Source organism: Candidatus Methanoperedens sp. BLZ2 (genome assembly GCF_002487355.1).
In the GTDB taxonomy this organism is placed as follows: Archaea; Halobacteriota; Methanosarcinia; order Methanosarcinales; family Methanoperedenaceae; genus Methanoperedens.
This window is the reverse complement of the sequence record NZ_NTMG01000062.1, coordinates 95,553-116,224: the sequence shown is the minus strand read 5'-3', so window position 1 is coordinate 116,224 and position 20,672 is coordinate 95,553. Positions and strand designations below refer to the sequence as shown.

The window sequence follows — 20,672 nt, the reverse complement described above, 5'->3', positions numbered from 1 at the left end:
ATTCAGGCAAATGAGAAGTTTCATCGAGTATAAGGCAACTCTTTCGGGTGTGTCGGTTATTCTTGTCAATCCCAGAGGAACTTCTCATACCTGTCCTGTCTGTGGACATAATGAAAGACGAAATAGACCAAACCGGGATACGTTCAGGTGTGTTAAGTGTGATTTCTCTGGTCATGCTGACCACATTGCAGCTATCAATATTGCTGCAAGGGCTGCTGTCAATCAGCCTGTTATAGCATGTGATGAAGTCAAAGCCAATATTGGAATTGAGATGGAACATAGTTATAAACCTCTTTCGGGAGCATCAAACATGCCTCCGAATTCTATTCGGGGGTAATTGACTCAAAGATCTTTCCCTTCGATAAATGGCATATTTTTCTCTTTTGAATATTTGATGGCATCTTCTTTCGTGAGAGCTTTTCCTGTTTTGTCATCAAGCATCTCGCATACTACCATTGAGGGAGAAATACCAGCTTTTAATGCAAGTTCTATGGACAGCTCGGTCTGCCCGCGCCTCTCGGTCAGGAGACCTGCGGCCGCGCGAAGCAGCGCGACATGGCCAGGGGACCTGAATTCATCTCCGAAATCAATTTTTTCACCTTTCATGACCTTATCAACTGTTTCACCGACTTTTCTAATAGTAAGGGCTCTATCGTTATCGGTTATGCCTGTAAAAGTTTCCCTGTGGTTAACCCATAGTGAAAAAGATGAACGGGAGTCGTAAGGGATATCCCCTTTCTTTTCCACAAGACTGATAAGGGATTTATGACCATTTTTCGAGACGCTTCTTAGAATATCTGACATGAAAGGCAATCCCAGGCTGTCTGCGGCTTTTCCATATATCGCGACGCATATCAGCCCTCCGCCGTCACGGCGCATGAGAGCGACATCAGACGGTGTTATACATATAGCCGGGATCACAAGATCCGTTTCTCCTTCCCTGTCCTCGGCATCAAAAAGAAGTATCATTTTACCATTTCTTAATGCATCGATTGCGCTATCAAGACTCATTTTATCACTTCCACATTAACATTATGGCCATCTTTCAGATCAAGGCGGTCACGCAGGTTAACAGGCGCTATTATTTCAATAATATCATCAGGATAATGGGTTCGCTCAGGAGTTATAACGGCGCCTTCAATATCGCAAATCCTGACCCTGAAGCATGAACCTTTCCCGAAGGTCCTGTTCTGGTCTGTAAAACCAGAGATACTTATGCTTTCTGTTATTTTCTTACGAAGATCAATGCTTTTTGCATCAAGTTTGATGTTCAGTGTGCCAGGATACGGGTCAAAACCCAGCTTTTCCAGGAACTGTGTCCTGTAGCCCTCAAGTGAAATGTAATATTGTCCTTCCCCAAGCCCTGTAATTAGCTTTCCACTTAAGATTTTGATGCTTCCATTCCCTGAAAATATCTCGGTGTAATCGTACAATTCCTTATGCAGCGCATCGATCCCATTTTTTGTTATGGAGATCAACTGCCCATCAGGCAAAAACTGCCGTGAGATGAGCTTTTCCTCTTCAAGAGCCTTGAGTTTTCGTGCTGCTGTCTGCTGGCTCAAATCCAGGTGTGCTGCAAATTGTATTGATGATAATTCCAGGGGTTTGTGGTGCGCGCCAAGAAGCGCAAGTTTTTTCAAAGATCGTATATCCATATAATCCACTCATTATTGTATATCTATATAGTCCACTCATTTTTGAGCTGCTACTCAAATATGGGTTTGTGGGTGTATAAAACTTTTCATTGATCATTTTGCAGCCGGATATGATCCCAGTATTTTTAACATTCCAACCTTGCTCTTTATTTTCAAGAGCGTTTCCTTTATGGTTTTATCTTCAATGTGCCCTTTGATATCGATATAAAAAACGTAATCCCCCAGGACTTTCTTGGTTGGACGCGATTCTATTTTTGTCAGGTCAATATTTTTGCTGGTAAATTCGCCAAGTATCTCATAAAGAGCCCCGGGCCTGTTTTTCTCAAGATACACAATAATAGATGTCTTATCATTACCTGTGGGCGATGGCGAATTTTTTCCTATAACAATGAACCGGGTGAAGTTCTCCTTCACATCCTGTATATTTTCATCCAGTATATTCAAACCATACATCCTGGCCGATTCCTCGGATGCTATTGCAGCAATTTCCTTAGATCCCGATGCAAGTTTTGCAGCGTGGGATGTACTCAGGTCTGACCTTATTTCGACTCCTTTGAAATTATTCTTAATATATTTCCTGCACTGGGATAAGGGCTGAGGATGTGACATAATTATTTTTATGTCCTCAAGATTTCCTTTTGAGAGGAGGCAATTTTTTATCCGGACTACTACTTCACCTGTGATTTTTAGCTGGTGTTCCATGAGGAGATCAAGTGTGAGTGTGATCGAGCCTTCAAGGGAATTTTCAATAGGCACTATGCTGCAATCAACTTCTTTTCGCAAAAGTGCATCAACAGTATCAAATATATCATCATAAAATTTCAAATCAGCTTTATCGTCCCATTGTCGTACAGCTTTTTCCGAATACGTGCCCTTGGGCCCGAGAGTTCCTATTATCATCTGCTCCTTATATTGATGCGTAAAAGAAATAGTTTGTTGCTTTTTCCCTCATGCCAGCATCTTTTAGCAAACTTTTAAAAACAATCCATCTTATTATAAGCGGAGATTGATTTGAAGCTTGATAAATATATCCCGATAATTGGCATGGCTTTGATGCTGCTCCTTGTGCAGCTTATTGCGATCGCTTTGAGCAAACCGCTTGAGGTTAATAACTTTAAGGCATTTGAAGATCCAAACGATACAGGAAACGTTTTCGTCTGGGTTGCAATAATTCTTATTTTCACTGCATTCATTTTTCTTATAATAAAATTGAATAAGAAATGGATTCTACAGGCTTTTATCCTGATTACAGTGGGCTGGACTTTAGCATATGTCTTCTATGCGCTTTTTTCAATGTTCCCAATGTTCATAACACCCGATATGAACCTGATCTTAACAATTATAATCTCCGCTGCCCTTACATTTATTTTGTATAAATTCCCTGAATGGTATGTAATTGACATAATAGGTGTAATACTGGGAGCCGGTTCTGCTTCAATTTTCGGGATATCCCTTAATATAGTGCCAGTGATTCTCTTACTTATTCTGCTGCTTGTTTACGATTATATTGCAGTATACCGGACAAAACACATGGTGGCTCTCGCAGAAGGCGTTATGGACTTAAGACTTCCCATTTTACTTGTGATCCCGAAGCACTGGAATTATTCATTCAGGGCTGAAAAATTCGATAAAGAAGACCGCGAAGCCTTCTTCATGGGTCTGGGAGATGCTGTTATGCCAACTTTGCTTGTTGTTTCAGCAAACGTTTTCATCACCGGGACTACTTATTATTCACTCCCGCTTATTGGCGCAATAAATATCCCGGCAATTGGCGCGATCCTTGGAACATTCCTGGGATTTTCCGTACTTATGGTATTAGTTATGAAAGGCAAACCCCAGGCGGGTCTTCCATTCCTTAACGGCGGGGTTATCCTGGGATATGTTGTTGGGAGCCTGATCGCCGGCTCAAGCATATTTGGAGGATATTTTTAAGTTAGACTCCAGGTTAGATTAATCAGCGGTATTTTGTATCGTTAATCTTATTACCTCCGCTTGTTAATATTATCTTAATGAACGGGACTACTTTACAGGTAACAATAAAAGGGGTATATCTTATTGAGAAAGCGCCAGGCCCGGTGCCGATCGTATTGCTGGAAGATGAGGCAAAACGCATGATGCCGATATATATCGGGATATCTGAAGCGATATCCATAAATTCTGCTCTTAATCATGAAATACCACCCAGGCCGATGACACATGACCTTTTTGTCTCTTTAATAACCCATCTTGATTCAACGATAGATGACATACTGATAGATGAATTAAATGAAGGGGTTTATTATGCGAGGATGACAGTTTCCATGGATGGAAAGCGTTTTGAACTGGACGCAAGGCCAAGCGACTGCATAGCAATAGCTCTTCGATGCGGCGCCCCGATACATATAAGGGATAGTGTACTTTCAGAAGCGGTAATGTCAAAAGAAGAGCTTCAAAATGCAGTACCTCTTGAAAGTTATATTTCAGGATGATCACTTTCACGTTGCTATCGAAAAACAGATACGTTAAGTGATCAATCTGGAAGAGCATGGGTTTTGAAAGTAAAGGTATCTATACAGTACACGAATTCACACTGGCGGTAAAGAATGTTCTTACCCGGGGCCATTTCAATGATATGTGGATCCGCGGTGAAATATCGAATTTTACGAACCACGGCTCAGGTCATCGTTACTTTACATTGAAGGATAAAAACAGCCAGTTGCATTGCGTGATGTTCAAATGGTATGGAAAAAATCTCAAATTCGAACTTGAACACGGTATGAAGGTCATTGTTTTCGGGGATCTGGATGTTTATGAGCAAAAAGGTGTTTACCAGCTAAAAGTCAGGGATGTCCGGCCTGATGGTATCGGGGAACTATACAAAGCATATGAGCAATTAAAGAATAAACTTGCTATGGAGGGACTTTTCTCACCTGACCATAAGAAGGCGCTTCCCAGGTTCCCGAAGAAGATCGGTGTGGCAACATCCCCAACAGGTGCTGTTCTTCATGATATTCTCACTGTACTTGGAAGGAGATATCCGGTCAATATTCTTTTTATCCCGACAGTAGTGCAGGGTGACAATGCAGGCCAGAGCATTGTCAGGTCAATTGATGCGCTAAATAAAACTGATGTGGACCTGATCATCCTGGGAAGAGGCGGAGGCTCGATCGAGGACCTGTGGGCTTTTAATGAAGAAACTGTGGCGCGTGCAATTTTTAATTCAAGGATACCGATCATTTCAGCAGTAGGACATGAGACCGATTTTACGATCAGTGATTTTGTGGCAGATATCCGGGCGCCGACGCCTTCGGCTGCTGCTGAAATTGCAGTCCCTGACCGCCTTGAATTAATAAATCACATTACGAGGCTTGGGCACAGGTTAATCGAGAACCAGAGGAGATTTGTCAGCGAAAGCATGTCTTATCTTTCTGACCTTGAGGATGGTGTAGCGCCACATCTTTTTATTGAACGATTGACCCAGTACATCCAGTTTATTGATGAACTGACCCGGAGGCAAACAATGAGTATAGGACGGCTTATGGAAGTTAAGCAGGCTCTTTTGAATGCCCATGCAGGAAAACTTGATGCAGTAAGCCCGCTTGGAATACTTTCAAGAGGCTACAGCATTACATTGAAAACGCCTGGAAAAACACCTGTGCAAAGTATAGGGGATGTTGAAAAATCCGATGAGGTTTCTATAATTGTGAGCGATGGAAAAATAAGGTGCAATGTTTATGGTAAGGAGGAATGCAAATGGAAATGAGTTTTGAGGAATCACTTACAGAACTTGAGGGAATAGTAGATAAACTTGAGAAAGGACAACTTTCACTGGATGAGAGTTTGATGCTTTTTGAGAAAGGGATAAAGCTTGTGAGGGGATGCGACACGAAGTTAAAGAGTGCACAGCAGAAGGTGGAGCAATTGATAGAAGAGAATGGGCATATTAAGGAAGAGCCGTTTGAGGTAAAGGGATAGACCTTGCTATAAAGGAAAATGAGGCTTATTTGCCCATTTCTGATATTCCTGCAGGGCAAATCTTCACAAGGCACTAGAATACCGTAACGGCATCTATATATATTCCGTAACGCAATCAGTAGATATATGACTGAACGTAAATATACCCGCTGGAAAAAATGCCTGATATGCGACGATTTTGTGAAACTCATGTTCCCGGAGGATGCAAGGGATATACTCATAATTTACGAACCCGTAGAAGGAATGAGCGATGAATCCGGCAACTGGAAGAAAAAACAAATGGGATATATACACAGATCCTGTCTTTTAAAGGCTGCATCATCGTCATTGAAAAAAAATAATGAAGAAAGAAACAGCAGTATTCCAGAGGGCATATAGTGGCATATAAGGATTTACGTGAATTTATCGGAATTCTCGAAAAACGAGGACTTCTGAAGCGGATAAAAACAGAAGTGAGCGCAGAGCTTGAGATCACTGAAATTCTTGACCGGTGTGTTAAAAATAACGGCCCTGCACTTCTTTTTGAAAACGTAAAAGGCTATAAGATGCCTGTATTTGCCAATGCATTCGGTACAATGGAACGAATGTGTCTTGCACTTGATGTAAATGATCTTGATGACATCGGAGCAAGGATACGCAAACTCATGGAATTTGAAGCCCCATCCGGGTTATGGGAAGGAATAAAGAAGCTTCCCGAGGTCGTTGAACTTACATCATTTGCCCCAAAATATGTAAAATCAGGCCCCTGCAAAGAAATAATTCTTAAAGAAGGTTTTTCACTTGATGACCTTCCAATATTGAAATGCTGGCCGGAAGACGGGGGGCGCTTTATAACGCTTCCTCTTGTATTCACAAAAAACCCAAAAACCCAAAAGCAGAACGTAGGGATGTACAGGATGCAGGTCTATGACGGCAAGACCACAGGTATGCACTGGCATATCCATAAACACGGAGCAAGGGATTATGCGGATTCGGCAGGCAACGGAAAAATTGAGGTTGCGGTTGCTATCGGGGCAGATCCTTCTGTTGTATATTCGGCAACTGCGCCTCTTCCTGATAATATCGATGAGATGATGTTTGCAGGATTCTTGCGTAAAAAGAACGTGGAGCTTGTTAAATGCGAAACAGTTGACCTTTATGTTCCTTCACACGCCGAAATTATCCTTGAAGGATATGTTGATGAAAAAGAGCGCCGCACAGAAGGACCTTTTGGCGACCACACAGGATATTATTCACTTGCAGATGAGTTCCCGGTATTCCATGTAACATGCATTACACACCGAAAGAATCCCATTTATCATGCGACCATCGTGGGAATACCGCCAATGGAAGACGCATATCTTGGAAAAGCAACTGAAAGGATCTTTCTTCCGCTTATGAAAGCCCAGCTTCCTGAAATCGTCGATGTCAACCTGCCTGTTGAGGCCGTTTTCCATAACCTGTGTGTCGTATCAATAAAAAAACGGTATCCTGGGCATGCAAAAAAAGTCATGTTCGCGCTCTGGGGAATGGGACAGATGATGTTCGCAAAGACCATAATCGTGCTTGATGATGATGTAAATGTGCAGGATATGAGAGAAGTTCTCTGGGCAACGACCACGCGAATGGATCCTGCAATGGATGTCACGATAATCGATAAAGCGCCGACCGATACGCTTGACCATGCTTCGCCTCTGCCCAACCTTGGCTCAAAAATGGGAATTGACGCCACGCGAAAAGGACCGGACGAAGGATTCAACCGGGAATGGCCTGATGCTTTGAAAATGGATGCTGGAGTAAAAACGCGGGTGGATAAGATATGGGAGGAGCTTGGATTGTAATTAGTCCTTGCTCAGGTCTTCTCCTCCATAATATATCTGCTGAACTGTATTGTATATGTCTTCCATGCCTGATCCATAAGTCGATGAGGCAGGGATAATATTCTGGCTTGCCCCAAATGATTTGAGCGCCAAGAGGAATTCAATACTTAGCTGGCTTTGCATCGTAGGTACCTCGTTATGGATATCATCTTCAAGATCCATAATATTCCTGCTCCAGTTAATTATTTTCTCACGTTCATCATCTTTTAGCAGATCTGATTTTGGAAGGATATTTAAGAAAGGAACATTGAACCGCATCTGAACCGATGCAGCCTGGAGCATCAATGAAATAAATCCCGATGGGGTTTTTGAAATTATGGGATCATACAGGAAACCGATGATCGACTGGTCTGCGCCAAGGGTATCAATAAGGAATTTTCCGGACTGGCGAAGCACAAATAGTTCCATCTGCCCTGGCGTGTCAAAAATAACATAATCGGCTTCAAAGCTTTCAATTATATCTTTCATCTCATCGATATTTAAAGCAAGAAGATCTGCTGCAATGATCTGGGCTCCGTTTGGCCCAACTCCATATTCCTTTATTACATCATCCAATTTTACCCAGTCACGGATATCCACATCAGGGACATAAGGAGCATTTTCAATACCGGGGTCAAGGTTTACCGTAATTGCATCATATCTCTGATTTTCCATCCATCCAAAAAAAGCGTTTGTAAGTGAAGATTTGCCACTTCCCGCCGAGCCGATAAAATAAAGATTGATCATTGCTATCAGGTAGTAAATATCGGTCAAGAGAGAAAAGATTTTTGATGTTAAAAAAATTGAAATTATATGCAGATTTTGTTGTGCTGAGGCATACGCTGTTTGCCATCCCCTTTGCATATCTTGGCGCAATCCTGGCAAGTAAAGGTATTCCTGAACTTCGGGTTTTGTTCTGGGTCGGGCTTGCGTTCCTGGGGGCGCGAAGCGCCGCAATGGCGCTGAATAACCTTATTGATAAGGATATTGATGCAAAAAACCCGAGAACGGCGAATCGCGAGATGCCTGCGGGTAAGATAACATTATCCGAAGTATGGGGATTAATAGTCATATCCTATTTTTTCCTGTTTTACTCAGCCTATAAACTGAATCCATTATGCCTTGCGCTTGCGCCCATCATTCCGGTTACGTCAATAATATATCCATATCTTAAAAGATCTCTTCCGATATCGCATTTTGTCCTGGGGATGAACCTTGGTTATGCGCCTGTGGGAGGATGGCTTGCAGTAACGGGAATATTTAATTTTCCGTTCGGCGCTCCGGAAATTGCCATGCTTCTGTTACTTTTTGCTGTTACCTTCTGGGTAGCAGGTTTTGATATTATTTATTCGCTTCATGACATTGATTTTGATATCAAGAATAAGTTGTATTCTGTCCCGGCTGTTTTCGGTGTAAAGAGAGCGCTTGATGTGTCATTTGTATCGCATATATTGATGCTTATACTCCTGGTCGGGTTAATGTTAGTGTTGAAGCTTGGGATTATTTTCAAGGTGGGGCTGATTGTTATTGCTGCTCTTATATGGTATGAGCATACGCTTGTTAAAGCTGATAATTTTACCAATGTTCCTGTGGCGTTCTTTAATGTGAATGCTGCTGTGAGTTTGAGCATGCTGGCGTTTACGGCATTGGATATTGTTTTAAGCTGAACAGTTGATATTGAGGACTATATCCAGAAAAAGAGGGAAAGCCTTTCCCAATTATTTCTGCGAACATTATTTGTAATACACCGCCAATTACCCACCCATGCGCAAAAAACAGAAAGACTGGTCAAAGGACATGGCATTTCAGCGCATGATCTGGCTTTTTGAACTGGCTCACATTGAATTTGAGAAAAATCCCGCTCGCAGCAACCGTTATGTGCAGCTTGCGCGAAAAATAGGGATGAGATACAGGGTCAGGATGCCCCCTGAATTCAAGAGGCAAATCTGCAAGCACTGCCATGCTTATTTAGTTCAGGGCGTTACTGCGCGCACAAGGCTTCAGGGTACACATATAGCCACTACATGCACCTCATGCGGAAAGCAAATGAGATTGCCATACTGAAAATTAGAACCGTGAAATATGGAAAACATCATTAATTCAGGAACTTTTTCATTAATTATCCTTCCAATCCTGATTTTTTTGGCTCGTATCGTAGATGTTACATTCGGGACTATCAGGATAATATTTGTTTCAAGAGGTCTGAAGTGGCTTGCCCCGATTTTTGGTTTTTTTGAAATAATGATATGGCTCTTTGCAATCGGCCAGGTTTTCAGCAATATGACAAATATTACTTATTATGTAGCATATGCTGGAGGCTTTGCCTGCGGAAACTTCGTAGGTATCTGGATAGAAGAGAAAATGGCCATAGGTACAATGGTCGTTCGAATTATTACAAAAAAAGATGGGATACAGTTGATAGAATTTTTAAAAACAGAAGGTTTTGGTGTCACGAGCATTGAGGCAGAGGGAGCTACAGGAAAGGTAAAAATCATTTATACTATCATTAAGAGGCGAGACCTTCAACAAATTGTGGGCATTATTAAAAGATTTAATCCAAAGGCATTTTACTCAATAGAAGAAGTCAGATCAGCAGCTGAAGGCATATTTCCACCTGAAAAACAAGGATTAATGGGTAATTTCACAGGTTTTTCCAGGCTTATGAGACCTGGAAAATGATTCCAACTCTAAAACCTATTCAATTAACCGAAAATCAGTAATTGAGAAGATTTTAATTATTGGGACGCTAAAGTAGACTTAATGAGTGAAGAGGTTGGTAAAAGAAAAGCGAACCGATTGATCGATGAAAAAAGTCCGTACCTTTTGCAGCATGCATATAATCCTGTGAACTGGTACCCGTGGGGGGAAGAAGCTTTTGATAAAGCCAGGACCGAAGATAAACCTGTTTTCCTCTCTATTGGATATTCCACATGCCACTGGTGTCATGTGATGGAAAAGGAATCCTTTGAGGATGATGATGTTGCAGCATTGATGAATGACACCTTTGTTAGTATCAAAGTTGACCGGGAAGAGAGACCCGATATTGATAGTATCTATATGGCAGTCTGCCAGGCTATGACAGGAAGCGGGGGATGGCCGCTTAATTTATTACTGACACCTGACAGGAGACCGTTTCACGCTTTGACCTATATACCGAAAGAAAGTAGGTTCGGCCGGGTTGGTATGCTGGACCTGATACCCCAGGTCAAAGAGCTCTGGAAATCGCATAGAGATGAAGTTGAAGAAGCTGCGAACCATAATGTAAATGCTCTCAAGCCTGCGTCAGGATCCCTTGCAGGAGAAAGACTGACTGAAGAGATACTTCACATTGCATACGAACAGCTTCTGGGAATGTTCGATGAAGAACACGGCGGGTTTGGTGATGCGCCTAAATTCCCGGCGCCTCACAACCTCATGTTCCTTCTTCGCTACTGGAAACGCACTGGAGACAGGATGGCTCTTATGATGGTTGAAAAGACACTTTACGCCATGTGTATGGGAGGAATTTATGACCATGTGGGATTTGGTTTTCACCGCTATTCTGTTGATCAAAGATGGCTTGTTCCGCATTTTGAAAAAATGCTTTACGACCAGGCTATGCTGGCAATGGCTTATATTGAAGGTTACCAGGCCACAGGAAAAAAAGATTTCGAAAAAACATGCCGGGAAATTTTTACCTATGTATTAAGGGATATGACCTCACCTGAGGGAGGATTTTTTTCAGGTGAAGATGCCGACAGCGAAGGTGAAGAAGGGAAATTTTACCTCTGGACTGAAAATGAGATACGGCAGGTTCTCACGGATGAAGAGTATAAATTAGTTAAGAAGTTATTTAATATCAATGTAAACGGAAATTTCCCGGGAAATGGACAAAATATTTTTTATTTATCAAAACCTGTCACTGAAGTTCCTGATTTTCCAGCAAATATAGAGAAGATCATTGAGTCCTCACGACGCAAATTATTCGAAGCACGTGAAAAACGTATCCATCCTGGCAAAGATGACAAGATCCTGGCAGACTGGAATGGATTAATGATAGCAGCCCTGGCTAAGGCTTCCCAGGCATTTGACGAACCAGAATATGCAAAAGCTGCTCAAAATGCTGCGGATTTTATTCTTTCCACAATGCGTAACGCAAATGACGGAATTTACCACCGTTACAGGGAAGGTGAAGCCGCAATTAAGGGTTTTTTGGATGATTATGCGTTTTTGGTCTGGGGATTACTCGAACTCTATGAGGCAATCTTCGAGATCCGTTACCTGAAGGCAGCTCTTGAATTCAATGAATATTTACTTACGCATTTCCGGGATATGGAGGCCGGTGGATTTTTCCTTACATCAGATAATGCAGAGAATATTCTCATAAGGAAAAAAGATATTTATGACGGAGCCATTCCGTCAGGTAACTCGATAGCGATGCTAAATCTTATCCGGCTTGGCAAGATCACGGCTGATCCGGAACTTGAACGAAAAGCTGATGCTATCGGGCAGGCATTCTCTCTGAAAGTTGGACAGGCACCTGCTGGTTATACCATGCTTATGTCTGCGCTTGATTTTACTATGGGGCCATCGAGTGAGGTTATAATTGCAGGGGATCTGCAGGCAGATGATACGATGGAGATGCTAAAGGCCCTCAGGAAAGAATTTATTCCGGATAAGGTTGTAATTTTGCGGCCTGATGAAGAAAGTGAGATTACGCGAATTTCTGATTATACAAAAAGCCTTTCAAGCAAGGGAGGAAAGGCAACTGTGTATGTATGCCGGAATTTCAGCTGCAGATTGCCTGTAACTGAGCCAGGGAAAATGCTGGAATTATTGTGAGTGAAACCCGCAGAAGAGAAACACATCTATTTTCTCACCCATAAGAAGTACAATGCAATTACAATAAAATTCATAATTAATATGATCAATATTATAGACCATGTCGAAACCAATGATGTTTCAATTCGTGTGATGACCGCTGTTTCAACAGGCTTCTGTGATGCCCCGGGCTGTTGTGGGGTTTTAAGAGGGGATATGTTGGCATTAGGATTGGCATTGGTATTAACATTGGAATTGGCACTGGTGTTGACATTGGAATCGGCATTGGCAATAGGTCTCGCTTCACTTATCTTCGCAATTATAGCAAACGGTGAGAATGTAATTGTCTTTCCTTCAAAGAATGTGTCTGTGTCGTCTTTTGATAATACGTTGGTTTCAAGTTCTATCCAGCTATTCCCGTTCCATTTCACCAATACAATATCGCTGCTTGTAACATTGTTAGCGCTCATCCAGGAGTTTTCAACCCTGAATTTAATGAGGGCTTCCTTAATGTTCCTTGATGTTGCAAAGCCTGGTGTTCCCACCCGGATGTTGATATTTTTATAAACAAGACCCTTCGGCGGCGTCTTAACAAGGGTGGAAGTACCATTCAATACTTCCGTTAAGGTCGTTATTATATCCATAGTGGTATTGCCCGTTATATTGACGAACATTACAGGGTTCTTCACATGTGTAAACCTGTAGAATGTGGTCACATTCCTGTATATTGGCAGGTCGGATCTTTCAATCAGCTTAATATTAGATACGTTCTCTCTGGATGAACTCCCTCCGCCGCTGCTTATGGGTGTATTGTCTGGCAGGGAATATGTATATGAAGAGCCTGCTTCAACGGTTACTGGATCAGAACCAGGTACTGTGGCGACCGGGTTTTCATCTGATGGAGAGGCACTCGCCCGGGATACCAGAACAAGAAGAACTATCAATAAAATTATTTTAAATGTAACGGAGATTTTACCTGGAAATTTACTTTTAATTATTTCACTGAATTTATTTGTCATATCAGTATTGTTTGTTAACAATCCTTTTTCTCTATTCTGCAATTTAGTTATACCCCTCAGTATATAAATCATAACTTTGCAATTTTTTTGGTGATAGCCGGAATAGCTTGCAGCATAAATAAAATTTCTGAGATCTACTTCCCAATTTTAGATTTCGATTTAACAGGAACTTTGCAACAAACTTTATCCAGATACGACTCTATCCGACCCAGCGCCTCAATAAGCTGCTCGCGCGATGTTGCATATGAACAGCGCAGATGCCCCTCGCCGCAATCCCCGAATACATTTCCAGGAACTACTGCAACTTTCTCTTCTTTCAGGAGCCCGCCTGCAAACTCCTCAGATGTCATTCCGGTGCTTTTGATACTGGGGAATGCATAGAATGCGCCTTTGGGTTCAAAACAATCAAGACCAAGTTTATTTAATCCATTCACGATGAGGCGGCGTCTGCGATCATATTCCCTGATCATCTTTTCCATTTCACCGTTTCCGTTCTTCAGGGCCTCAATAGCGCCCATTTGCGCGGTTATCGGCGCGCAAAGCATTGCATACTGGTGGATCTTGGTCATAGCCCCGATCAAATCTTCGCAACCCGTCGCAAAACCGAGGCGCAAACCAGTCATGGCATGGGATTTTGAAAACCCGTTCAATATTATCGTTCTTTCTTTCATTCCCGGAATTGATGAAAAACACGTATGTGAGCCGCCATATGTTAATTTGCAATATACTTCATCCGAGATCACGGCAAGGTCGTATTCATTGACCAGCACAGCTATTTCCTCAAGGTCTTTTCTCCTCAGGACCGCACCTGTAGGATTATTTGGATAGCTCAGCACAAGAGCTTTTGTTTTCTCTGTTATGCTCTTTTCTATCTCTTCTGCTGTTACCCTGAACTCATTTTCCCTGTTTGTCCGTACTGGAACGGGGATCCCTCCTGCAAGGGAAACGCTTGGTTTATAGGAAACATAACTCGGTTCCGGGACGATCACTTCATCCCCCGGATTTATTATTGCCCTGAAAGCAAGATCTGCGGCCTCACTAACCCCTGTTGTGACCAGGATCTGGTTCTGGGGGTTGTAATCAATATTATATTCTTTTTTATAACTTTTCGAGATTAATTCCCTTAATTCAAGAAGGCCAAGATTAGAAGTATAGGATGTGAATCCTTTATCAAGAGAATATATGCACGCCTCCCTGATATGCCAGGGTGTGACGAAATCAGGCTCACCTACCCCAAGTGATATTACCCCTTCCATCTCAAGCACAAGGTCAAAGAATTTCCTGATACCTGATGGAGGGATGTTCTTTACTACTTCTGCAACGAATTCATCAGACATAAGATCACTATGGTGACACCGGCAGTCTCTCAGAACGCTCTTTCTCAAACAGGATATCCCCGTCCTGCTTGTATGTTCTCAACACAAAATGCGTGACAGTTCCCTGCACCTGTTCAAGGGTAGCTATCTTTTCCGCAACGAAAAATGCAACATCTTTCATGGACTTACCGCGCACGGTGAGTGAAAGATCATGTCCTCCAGAGATAAGACGGACTGACACAACCTCAGGGAATTTGGCTATCCGCTCTGCAATAGCATCATATCCCGTCCTTGAACGTAAAAGAACTTTTAGCTCGATAATAGCATATACATATTCTTCCCCTGCTTTTTCCCAATCAATTACAGTCTTGTATTTCCTGATAATCCCCTTTTTTTCCATTTCCTTTATCTTTGAGGCAACTTGAGCTTCCGTAAGCTCTGTCATTGTTGCTATTTCTTTTGGCTGTATTTTTGGGTCATTTTCAAGAATATCAAGTATTTCTTTCATTGTCTTGCCTCGCGACTTTTTATTGTTCTGGGAGGTAATAGGTTTTGTGTTCAAATATTCCAAAACGATAATATTTTAGAAGAGCATGAATTAGTATCAATGGTTTACGTTACAGGTTTTAGATGTTTCAGGTGTGGAAGGCTGCATAAACCCTATGAAATAGAGCGGTTGCCAATTCCAAGGTGCGAGTGCGGCTCGGCTGTGGATGCTGAATATGATTACAAATCCATAAAAAAAGTAATTCTTCGCGATGAATTCATGCGCACACCTGCGACCCACTGGAAATACTGGGCTTTCATGCCTGTAAAAGACCTTTCAAAGTGCATTTCGATGGGTGAAGGCAGCACGCCTCTTCTTGAAAACAAAAGACTTTCAAAAACAGGGCGATTGCTCATAAAATACGAAGCTGTAAACCCCACAGGCTCTTTTAAAGACAGGGGATCCGCTCTTGAAATAACAAAAGCGCTTGAGTTCAAGAAGAAAAAAGTGGCGCTTGCATCAACTGGTAACATGGGTGCATCCATGGCCGCGTATGCGGCTTTTGCAGGGCTAAAATGCAAAGTGTTCATTCCTGATATCGTGGGAAAAGAAAAGATCATGCAGATAAAAGCATATGGTGCAGAAACGATACTTGTTGCCGGAGATTATTCTGTGGCCATGAGGCGCGCCGAAGAATTTGTGATGTCAAACAACGATTCATTCCTGACAGGAGATTATCCATGGCGCAGCGAGGGCACAAAGACTGTAGGATTTGAAATAGCAGACCAGTTGTACTGGCATGTTCCCGATTATATTGTAGTGCCGGTTGGTAATGGAACACTGATATGGAGCATTTATGAAGCATTCCATGAGCTTGCGCTTGTGGGAATAACAGATAAAATACCCAGGATTATAGGCGTACAGGTTGAAAATTGCGCACCTGTGGCTGATGCCTGGGAAAATAACTTAAAAGAAATAATCCCTGTAAAAAATCCTAAAACAATAGCAACAGCCATTGCATGCGGGGATCCGATAGATGGCCTGGCCGCACTCAGGGCAATAAGGGATTCAGGAGGCTTTGCCATAAAGATCACAGATAATGAGGCGCTATTGGCGCGTAATTTGCTTTCCTGTAATGGGATTTTTGTTGAACCCAGCGGTGCTGTTGCGTATGCCGGATATATAAAGAATAAGCTGGAAGGCACAGGTGTTTGTATTGCCACAGGACATGGATTAAAGGATATGTACGGGCTGGAGTGATGAGCGCTGATGCCGGCGCTATGCTGGATATCAGATAATAAAGTTAAAAAATACCTTGGAGACTTCGATGAAAGTTGATATAGAAGAACTAAAAAAAGAAAAAAAAGCTAATTTCAAGGAACGATTGGATTTCATTGATAGATACGTTGAATGGATTAAAGCGACGCCAAACAAAGTATGGTCAAAGCAATATAAAGATTTCATAGACAGTTCATTTCAAAAAAAATGATTTTCTCGGATAGAGGCTAGACCAGCGCCGGATTGGACAGGCTAATGCTGGCGCTACAAATTCAGTCGATAAATAAAAAATAGCGTTACGCTCTCGTTCCACGCCTGAAGCGCCATGCAACAAGCAGCGCCATAAAGACAAAAATCCCTGAGGGGAACGGCGCCGCTTTCGCCGGGGGAGCGCCTGTTTCGGTTATTTCCGGTGCGGGGGTCGTTCTGGTGGCGGCGCCGGTGTATTGCTCATCGAGGATGTAGGGGTTGGCGATGGTGAAATCGACTTTTTTGTCATTCATGCCCTTGTAAAACTGAACAAAAATATTTATAGGTGCGTTTCCACCTTTCCAAGCCCCATTGGGGGCTATTTTCCACGTATAAGTTTTTGACCATCCAGACTGTATATTCATGATATCTATCCGTTTTTCAATCATACTTGGTCCATCTATGACTTCAAATGCTTTTGTAACTCCTGGTTCATACAATTGTATAATTACATCACCATTAATTTTCGATATCACATCAACTTTTATATCAGCAGTTTCCCCTATTTTTAGTTCAACACCATTTGCGGTTGCATTTTGTCCGTTAAACCAAGCTTTAACGATACCATATTCATTTTCGGCGCCTGCTGCTGTTTGAAATATCAAAATGAATGACATCAAAAACAAAAAATAATTTTTAAAACTCATTTTTTCACCTTGTACGCGGCAGATTCTTCGATAACTATCCAATCTTTATCTCCAACTCCTTCTATTTTACCCGGAGGCACTACTATAAAGGTTCCAGTTGTAAAATTGAATTTAATACGAGAGTTCTCTCCTATAATCGAATTGGTTACTGAGTCTTTCGCAGTACCACGTTCCCTCACATACACCTGCGCCTCATGCCCGAAAATCGGATCAGGATGCACCTCATTATCAATATCCTGCACCTCAAACTTCACGAACTCACCTTCCACATCTATAGCCCATGCATTAAAAGTCGCGATCCACGGCTCAAGAGTAGGCAAAATATGCACTCCATTTCCTCCCAGCAGATTAATATTCCTCAATTTCAACGTATAAAGCTGCTCCTCACCATAAGGCATTTCCGCATCCAAGAAATTTGGCTCCTGGTTGATCAACAAAGTCACGCTCTCATTCCACGCCTGAAGCTTCCCTGGCTCATAAATATTCCCATCCACATCCACATGATATGCCCTCATGCTAACAGCAAGCGGCAGTTTGAACCCGCGCGACAGGAACTTTGCAGCATCGCGGTTTGCCTGCTTCACTTTATCTGGTTCAGAAAAGTTTTTCTTTATCTCATCATCGATCTCCTTACTTCCTTCAGAAAACTTCTCCCGTATCTGGTACTTCACCTGGTCAACATACCATTCCCTGATAACAGAAATCACCTTTGCACCTGCGCTATTATATTTACCTGTATAATAATTTGACTTATTCACATACCCCGCCTCTTGAACAGAGATTTTCTCGATCAGGTCATCCCTTGCCGCATTGATCAGGTCAGAAGGAACAGGATAATTCTCATAATTAATATCAGGGTCAAGATGAATATCACTCCTCATCCGTTCACTAATATCATCAACAGCATACTGCGACTCCTCAGAAACCCATGCGGGTTCATCCACTGTAAATGATTTTTTGTCAGTATCACCATTCAAATCCATGTTCTTCAGGTTCGATATCTTATTAGAATCGAAAAAATCCCTGTATTGCAGGTATGCAGGTTCAAGATTCGGGTCTATGTAATCAACCCCATTCAAGAGAGTCAATCCGTATGTCACATTCTTTGAAACATAAGTCCCGAACAGATCATTCTTCGATGCAAGAGATTTACCTGCAAAATCAAGATTGATATTGGTATTTGAATTCTCAACAGCCTTCAACGTGATCGCCACCCTATCAGTCCTCGAATCCACCGCAGTCATATAATTATAATGCGGCACCTGCCTCGTGCAACCTGCCCCGCACGATTCAGTCACCCAGTACGTGTGCCTCCAGACATGATTTCGCGTCCATGTGAGCTCCCAGGTTTCACCATACAGGTTTCCAGGAACATACGAGTCTTTTGCTATCGTTCCTGTCTGCGTCATGCTGTCAGGTTCGCCCCATTCCTCAATACTGTCACTTTCCTCATATCCGTCATGCGATCCCGGATAATCCGTTGTTTGCCTTGCAACACCAGTTGCAAATAAAGTACTGTAAACCGGGGTAATGACAGCTCTTATCTTCTTATTCACGATCGAGCCTCCGGGCTTTGAATCATTGTTCAGGTAATCAGTAATAACTGTGGTATTAAAATCGTATTTTCCTTTCTGTGATTCTTCCTTTGCCTTATCAGGATCATCAGTTGAATTATATGCATCCTCCTTCGGGTCAACTTTGATAGAATTATTATCAAGCATCACATCCTCGTATTTCTTTTTCTTTCCCGATATCGTGTATGCGGTCTGGTTTGCATATTCAACAAGGCTCATCGGGTCAATTGAGTTAAAAACAAAACCCTGGTCAAGAAGCAGCGCCCCGTTAAGGATCAGGGAAAGGTGCGTATTATTAACAATGTTAAGAGGCGTGTGTTTTCCATATTGCATATACCCCCGGCCCCATGTGTATGCCATTGCAAACGCAGTTGTTTCTGTCATCACTGCATTTGTTCCGTTAACTCGTTGTTCGTATTCTTCAGTAAGGTCATGCAAAAGCGGATATCGCGATGTGATAAGTGTTTCCACGATTGCGTTCTCGCTTAAAAGCTCTGATTTCATATCAAGATCATTAAGATGAATCCTTACAGGAATGGATACTTTCCAGTATGTTTCATAACCATTTCCATTCTTTCCAGGTTCAAATAGCGGCGGACGTATAGTCCTGTTGAGTTTCGTTCTTATCGGAGTAATGGTTATTTTTTCCCATGAATCAGGAGGTTCCACGTTCACAGAATATCCTCCGTATGTGAACATATCGTACATGTAGTTTGATTGCATATACTCGTCAAATGTGGAATTTGTCATGGCGCGGGCCCAATTCATGTTGAACCTATAAGGGTCGCCGTTTGTGCCGTTGTAATACTGGCTTGTGTTATCAGGTATGATTACAGGTGTTTCCCCGATTTTTTTGAGTGCTTCCATAGCCGCATAGTTTAAAGCACGTTTCAGGTCTGCCTTTGCGTATGCCAGCGCCTGGTCAGGCGCTGATATTTCAATATTTGATGACATGGTCTTTGCCATTTTTATATCCATGCGTGTGAGATTGAGTGAGATGATGGTGGACAGGATTACGAGGAATATACCGATAACAACGAAGGGAACACGGGCTGAGTCATCGCGGAGGAAATGGATATTTTTATGGCATCTGTCATTTTTTAGGTGCATGTAAGGCGGCGAGAAAGAACTGTTTTGTTGATAAGGTTTACTATTCTTTTCAGATTACTATTCTTTTCAGATTTTTTGAAATTAGATTCAAACCATATATTGCACCTTACATCATTGACTTTACATCTTCGCAATGGCAGAAATCATATGTCGCGTATACAATTTCCCTTTGAACCACTTTTCCTTTCGTGATTCAATTATATCGCACGAAAAATCCCTTAACAATTCTTCCATTTCAGGTTTATCAAAATAATGATAAACTATACCGTTTTTCCTCGAAAAAGTATCTGGTTCAATCTCAATGCCACCATATCGCATATCATCTTTCCCGAACACTTCAATAAACAAAATACCTTCTTTTCTTAAAATGCGTCGAAATTCCCGGACTGTAAATTCCCTTTCTGTCAATAAAAGATGCTGCAGCACACCATAACACCAGATGATGTCAAAAGATCCATCCATAAAAGGCAATTGGAAAACATTCGCAGCTATGATACCTATATCAAGTTCACGGGTCTTGCTGCTTTCTCTTAACATTTGCAGGGCCTTTAACGAAACGTCCACACCTACAACTTCAAATCCCCGCATCCGTAAAGGCAGCGAATATTTGCCGCTTCCGCAGCCTGCATCAAGAAGCCGTCCTTTTCTTATAGACGGATCCAGTAACTCAAGTGAATAATGACCTTTCCAGATACTTTTTCCATATTCATCTTCCCATGCTTTGATATGATGCGCCATTGTCTTC

General features: G+C 42.1%; 23 protein-coding genes. 13 read left to right on the top strand and 10 right to left on the bottom strand.

The features are described 5' to 3' along the window. Positions 1 to 337: zinc ribbon domain-containing protein (locus tag CL181_RS11945; RefSeq protein ID WP_141398892.1), on the top strand; the 337-nt coding region annotated here is incomplete at its 5' end. A 5-nt stretch (positions 338 to 342) separates the two neighbouring features. On the opposite strand, the gene ribB is transcribed toward CL181_RS11945, so the two are convergent. From ribB to pheA, 3 genes are all read right to left on the bottom strand, one after another. Then, complete coding sequence (ribB, locus tag CL181_RS11940) at positions 343 to 1,011, bottom strand: 3,4-dihydroxy-2-butanone-4-phosphate synthase (RefSeq protein ID WP_097299533.1); 669 nt, start codon at positions 1,009 to 1,011, stop codon at positions 343 to 345. After that, entirely contained in the window at positions 1,008 to 1,655 is a 648-nt protein-coding gene (locus tag CL181_RS11935) for a winged helix-turn-helix domain-containing protein/riboflavin kinase (protein ID WP_097299532.1), read from the bottom strand. Before CL181_RS11935 ends, ribB begins: the two co-directional genes overlap by 4 nt. A gap of 93 nt (positions 1,656 to 1,748) precedes the next feature. Further along, entirely contained in the window at positions 1,749 to 2,555 is an 807-nt protein-coding gene (gene pheA / locus CL181_RS11930) for a prephenate dehydratase (protein ID WP_097299531.1), read from the bottom strand. Between the two features lie 111 nt (positions 2,556 to 2,666). On the opposite strand from pheA, the gene CL181_RS11925 reads away from it, so the two are divergent. The 6 genes from CL181_RS11925 to CL181_RS11900 all read left to right on the top strand — a co-directional run bounded on the left by CL181_RS11925 (position 2,667) and on the right by CL181_RS11900 (position 7,429). Next, positions 2,667 to 3,587, top strand: coding sequence for a presenilin family intramembrane aspartyl protease PSH (locus tag CL181_RS11925; protein ID WP_255251557.1), 921 nt, complete (start codon positions 2,667 to 2,669; stop codon positions 3,585 to 3,587). A 77-nt stretch (positions 3,588 to 3,664) separates the two neighbouring features. Next, positions 3,665 to 4,123 carry a bifunctional nuclease family protein gene (locus tag CL181_RS11920; RefSeq protein ID WP_097299530.1) on the top strand — a complete coding sequence of 153 codons (459 nt, stop codon included), beginning with the start codon at positions 3,665 to 3,667 and terminating at the stop codon, positions 4,121 to 4,123. Between the two features lie 56 nt (positions 4,124 to 4,179). Beyond that, positions 4,180 to 5,397 carry an exodeoxyribonuclease VII large subunit gene (gene xseA, locus CL181_RS11915; RefSeq protein ID WP_097299529.1) on the top strand — a complete coding sequence of 406 codons (1,218 nt, stop codon included), beginning with the start codon at positions 4,180 to 4,182 and terminating at the stop codon, positions 5,395 to 5,397. Beyond that, complete coding sequence (locus CL181_RS11910; RefSeq protein ID WP_255251556.1) at positions 5,388 to 5,609, top strand: exodeoxyribonuclease VII small subunit; 222 nt, start codon at positions 5,388 to 5,390, stop codon at positions 5,607 to 5,609. Before xseA ends, CL181_RS11910 begins: the two co-directional genes overlap by 10 nt. A gap of 126 nt (positions 5,610 to 5,735) precedes the next feature. Beyond that, positions 5,736 to 5,987, top strand: coding sequence for a hypothetical protein (locus CL181_RS11905; protein WP_097299527.1), 252 nt, complete (start codon positions 5,736 to 5,738; stop codon positions 5,985 to 5,987). Then, complete coding sequence (locus CL181_RS11900; protein WP_097299526.1) at positions 5,987 to 7,429, top strand: menaquinone biosynthesis decarboxylase; 1,443 nt, start codon at positions 5,987 to 5,989, stop codon at positions 7,427 to 7,429. Before CL181_RS11905 ends, CL181_RS11900 begins: the two co-directional genes overlap by 1 nt. On the opposite strand, the gene CL181_RS11895 is transcribed toward CL181_RS11900, so the two are convergent. Then, positions 7,430 to 8,221 (bottom strand): ATP/GTP-binding protein, encoded by a 792-nt coding sequence (locus tag CL181_RS11895; RefSeq protein WP_217993166.1) that lies wholly within the window; start codon positions 8,219 to 8,221, stop codon positions 7,430 to 7,432. A 17-nt stretch (positions 8,222 to 8,238) separates the two neighbouring features. Here CL181_RS11895 and CL181_RS11890 point away from each other — a divergent pair, with 17 nt between their 5' ends. The 4 genes from CL181_RS11890 to CL181_RS11875 all read left to right on the top strand — a co-directional run bounded on the left by CL181_RS11890 (position 8,239) and on the right by CL181_RS11875 (position 12,268). Further along, positions 8,239 to 9,114 (top strand): UbiA-like polyprenyltransferase, encoded by an 876-nt coding sequence (locus CL181_RS11890; RefSeq protein ID WP_097299524.1) that lies wholly within the window; start codon positions 8,239 to 8,241, stop codon positions 9,112 to 9,114. A gap of 97 nt (positions 9,115 to 9,211) precedes the next feature. Beyond that, positions 9,212 to 9,511, top strand: a complete 300-nt coding sequence (locus CL181_RS11885; protein WP_097299523.1) for a ribonuclease P protein component 4 — start codon at positions 9,212 to 9,214, stop codon at positions 9,509 to 9,511. Between the two features lie 18 nt (positions 9,512 to 9,529). Further along, the gene (locus tag CL181_RS11880; RefSeq protein ID WP_097299522.1) at positions 9,530 to 10,126 is read left to right on the top strand and encodes a DUF2179 domain-containing protein; all 597 of its coding nucleotides are present in this window, start codon (positions 9,530 to 9,532) and stop codon (positions 10,124 to 10,126) included. A gap of 81 nt (positions 10,127 to 10,207) precedes the next feature. Further along, positions 10,208 to 12,268, top strand: a complete 2,061-nt coding sequence (locus tag CL181_RS11875) for a thioredoxin domain-containing protein (protein ID WP_097299521.1) — start codon at positions 10,208 to 10,210, stop codon at positions 12,266 to 12,268. A 26-nt stretch (positions 12,269 to 12,294) separates the two neighbouring features. Here CL181_RS11875 and CL181_RS11870 read toward each other — a convergent pair whose 3' ends face one another. From CL181_RS11870 to CL181_RS11860, 3 genes are all read right to left on the bottom strand, one after another. Continuing rightward, entirely contained in the window at positions 12,295 to 13,308 is a 1,014-nt protein-coding gene (locus CL181_RS11870) for a PGF-pre-PGF domain-containing protein (protein ID WP_217993165.1), read from the bottom strand. Positions 13,309 to 13,400: 92 nt separating this feature from the next. Continuing rightward, positions 13,401 to 14,603, bottom strand: a complete 1,203-nt coding sequence (locus CL181_RS11865; protein ID WP_097299519.1) for an aminotransferase class I/II-fold pyridoxal phosphate-dependent enzyme — start codon at positions 14,601 to 14,603, stop codon at positions 13,401 to 13,403. A 7-nt stretch (positions 14,604 to 14,610) separates the two neighbouring features. After that, entirely contained in the window at positions 14,611 to 15,090 is a 480-nt protein-coding gene (locus tag CL181_RS11860; protein WP_097299518.1) for an Lrp/AsnC family transcriptional regulator, read from the bottom strand. A gap of 99 nt (positions 15,091 to 15,189) precedes the next feature. Between CL181_RS11860 and thrC the strand changes: the two genes are divergently transcribed. Further along, on the top strand, positions 15,190 to 16,329 hold the full coding sequence (gene thrC / locus CL181_RS11855; protein ID WP_097299517.1) for a threonine synthase: 1,140 nt from the start codon (positions 15,190 to 15,192) through the stop codon (positions 16,327 to 16,329). Between the two features lie 67 nt (positions 16,330 to 16,396). After that, complete coding sequence (locus CL181_RS20445; protein ID WP_176505195.1) at positions 16,397 to 16,558, top strand: hypothetical protein; 162 nt, start codon at positions 16,397 to 16,399, stop codon at positions 16,556 to 16,558. 85 nt (positions 16,559 to 16,643) lie between these two features. Here CL181_RS20445 and CL181_RS11850 read toward each other — a convergent pair whose 3' ends face one another. From CL181_RS11850 to CL181_RS11840, 3 genes are all read right to left on the bottom strand, one after another. Beyond that, positions 16,644 to 17,243: a sarcinarray family MAST domain-containing protein gene (locus tag CL181_RS11850; RefSeq protein WP_097299516.1), complete on the bottom strand. Its 600-nt coding sequence runs from the start codon at positions 17,241 to 17,243 to the stop codon at positions 16,644 to 16,646. After that, positions 17,240 to 19,927, bottom strand: coding sequence for a hypothetical protein (locus CL181_RS11845; protein WP_097299515.1), 2,688 nt, complete (start codon positions 19,925 to 19,927; stop codon positions 17,240 to 17,242). The genes CL181_RS11850 and CL181_RS11845 overlap by 4 nt, the downstream gene beginning before the upstream one ends. A 120-nt stretch (positions 19,928 to 20,047) precedes the next feature. Beyond that, positions 20,048 to 20,665, bottom strand: a complete 618-nt coding sequence (locus CL181_RS11840; RefSeq protein WP_097299514.1) for a bifunctional 2-polyprenyl-6-hydroxyphenol methylase/3-demethylubiquinol 3-O-methyltransferase UbiG — start codon at positions 20,663 to 20,665, stop codon at positions 20,048 to 20,050. Positions 20,666 to 20,672: the final 7 nt, after the last annotated feature.

What these genes read in the sequence shown, in the direction of transcription:
- ribB (WP_097299533.1), bottom strand. Translation starts at nt 1,011, where the DNA reads ATGAGTCTTGATAGCGCAATCGATGCATTAAGAAATGGTAAAATGATA.
- CL181_RS11935 (WP_097299532.1), bottom strand. Translation starts at nt 1,655, where the DNA reads ATGGATATACGATCTTTGAAAAAACTTGCGCTTCTTGGCGCGCACCAC.
- pheA (WP_097299531.1), bottom strand. Translation starts at nt 2,555, where the DNA reads ATGATAATAGGAACTCTCGGGCCCAAGGGCACGTATTCGGAAAAAGCT.
- CL181_RS11920 (WP_097299530.1), top strand. Translation starts at nt 3,665, where the DNA reads ATGAACGGGACTACTTTACAGGTAACAATAAAAGGGGTATATCTTATT.
- xseA (WP_097299529.1), top strand. Translation starts at nt 4,180, where the DNA reads ATGGGTTTTGAAAGTAAAGGTATCTATACAGTACACGAATTCACACTG.
- CL181_RS11910 (WP_255251556.1), top strand. Translation starts at nt 5,388, where the DNA reads ATGGAAATGAGTTTTGAGGAATCACTTACAGAACTTGAGGGAATAGTA.
- CL181_RS11905 (WP_097299527.1), top strand. Translation starts at nt 5,736, where the DNA reads ATGACTGAACGTAAATATACCCGCTGGAAAAAATGCCTGATATGCGAC.
- CL181_RS11890 (WP_097299524.1), top strand. Translation starts at nt 8,239, where the DNA reads ATGTTAAAAAAATTGAAATTATATGCAGATTTTGTTGTGCTGAGGCAT.
- CL181_RS11885 (WP_097299523.1), top strand. Translation starts at nt 9,212, where the DNA reads ATGCGCAAAAAACAGAAAGACTGGTCAAAGGACATGGCATTTCAGCGC.
- CL181_RS11880 (WP_097299522.1), top strand. Translation starts at nt 9,530, where the DNA reads ATGGAAAACATCATTAATTCAGGAACTTTTTCATTAATTATCCTTCCA.
- CL181_RS11875 (WP_097299521.1), top strand. Translation starts at nt 10,208, where the DNA reads ATGAGTGAAGAGGTTGGTAAAAGAAAAGCGAACCGATTGATCGATGAA.
- CL181_RS11865 (WP_097299519.1), bottom strand. Translation starts at nt 14,603, where the DNA reads ATGTCTGATGAATTCGTTGCAGAAGTAGTAAAGAACATCCCTCCATCA.
- CL181_RS11860 (WP_097299518.1), bottom strand. Translation starts at nt 15,090, where the DNA reads ATGAAAGAAATACTTGATATTCTTGAAAATGACCCAAAAATACAGCCA.
- thrC (WP_097299517.1), top strand. Translation starts at nt 15,190, where the DNA reads ATGGTTTACGTTACAGGTTTTAGATGTTTCAGGTGTGGAAGGCTGCAT.
- CL181_RS20445 (WP_176505195.1), top strand. Translation starts at nt 16,397, where the DNA reads ATGAAAGTTGATATAGAAGAACTAAAAAAAGAAAAAAAAGCTAATTTC.
- CL181_RS11850 (WP_097299516.1), bottom strand. Translation starts at nt 17,243, where the DNA reads ATGAGTTTTAAAAATTATTTTTTGTTTTTGATGTCATTCATTTTGATA.
- CL181_RS11845 (WP_097299515.1), bottom strand. Translation starts at nt 19,927, where the DNA reads ATGCACCTAAAAAATGACAGATGCCATAAAAATATCCATTTCCTCCGC.
- CL181_RS11840 (WP_097299514.1), bottom strand. Translation starts at nt 20,665, where the DNA reads ATGGCGCATCATATCAAAGCATGGGAAGATGAATATGGAAAAAGTATC.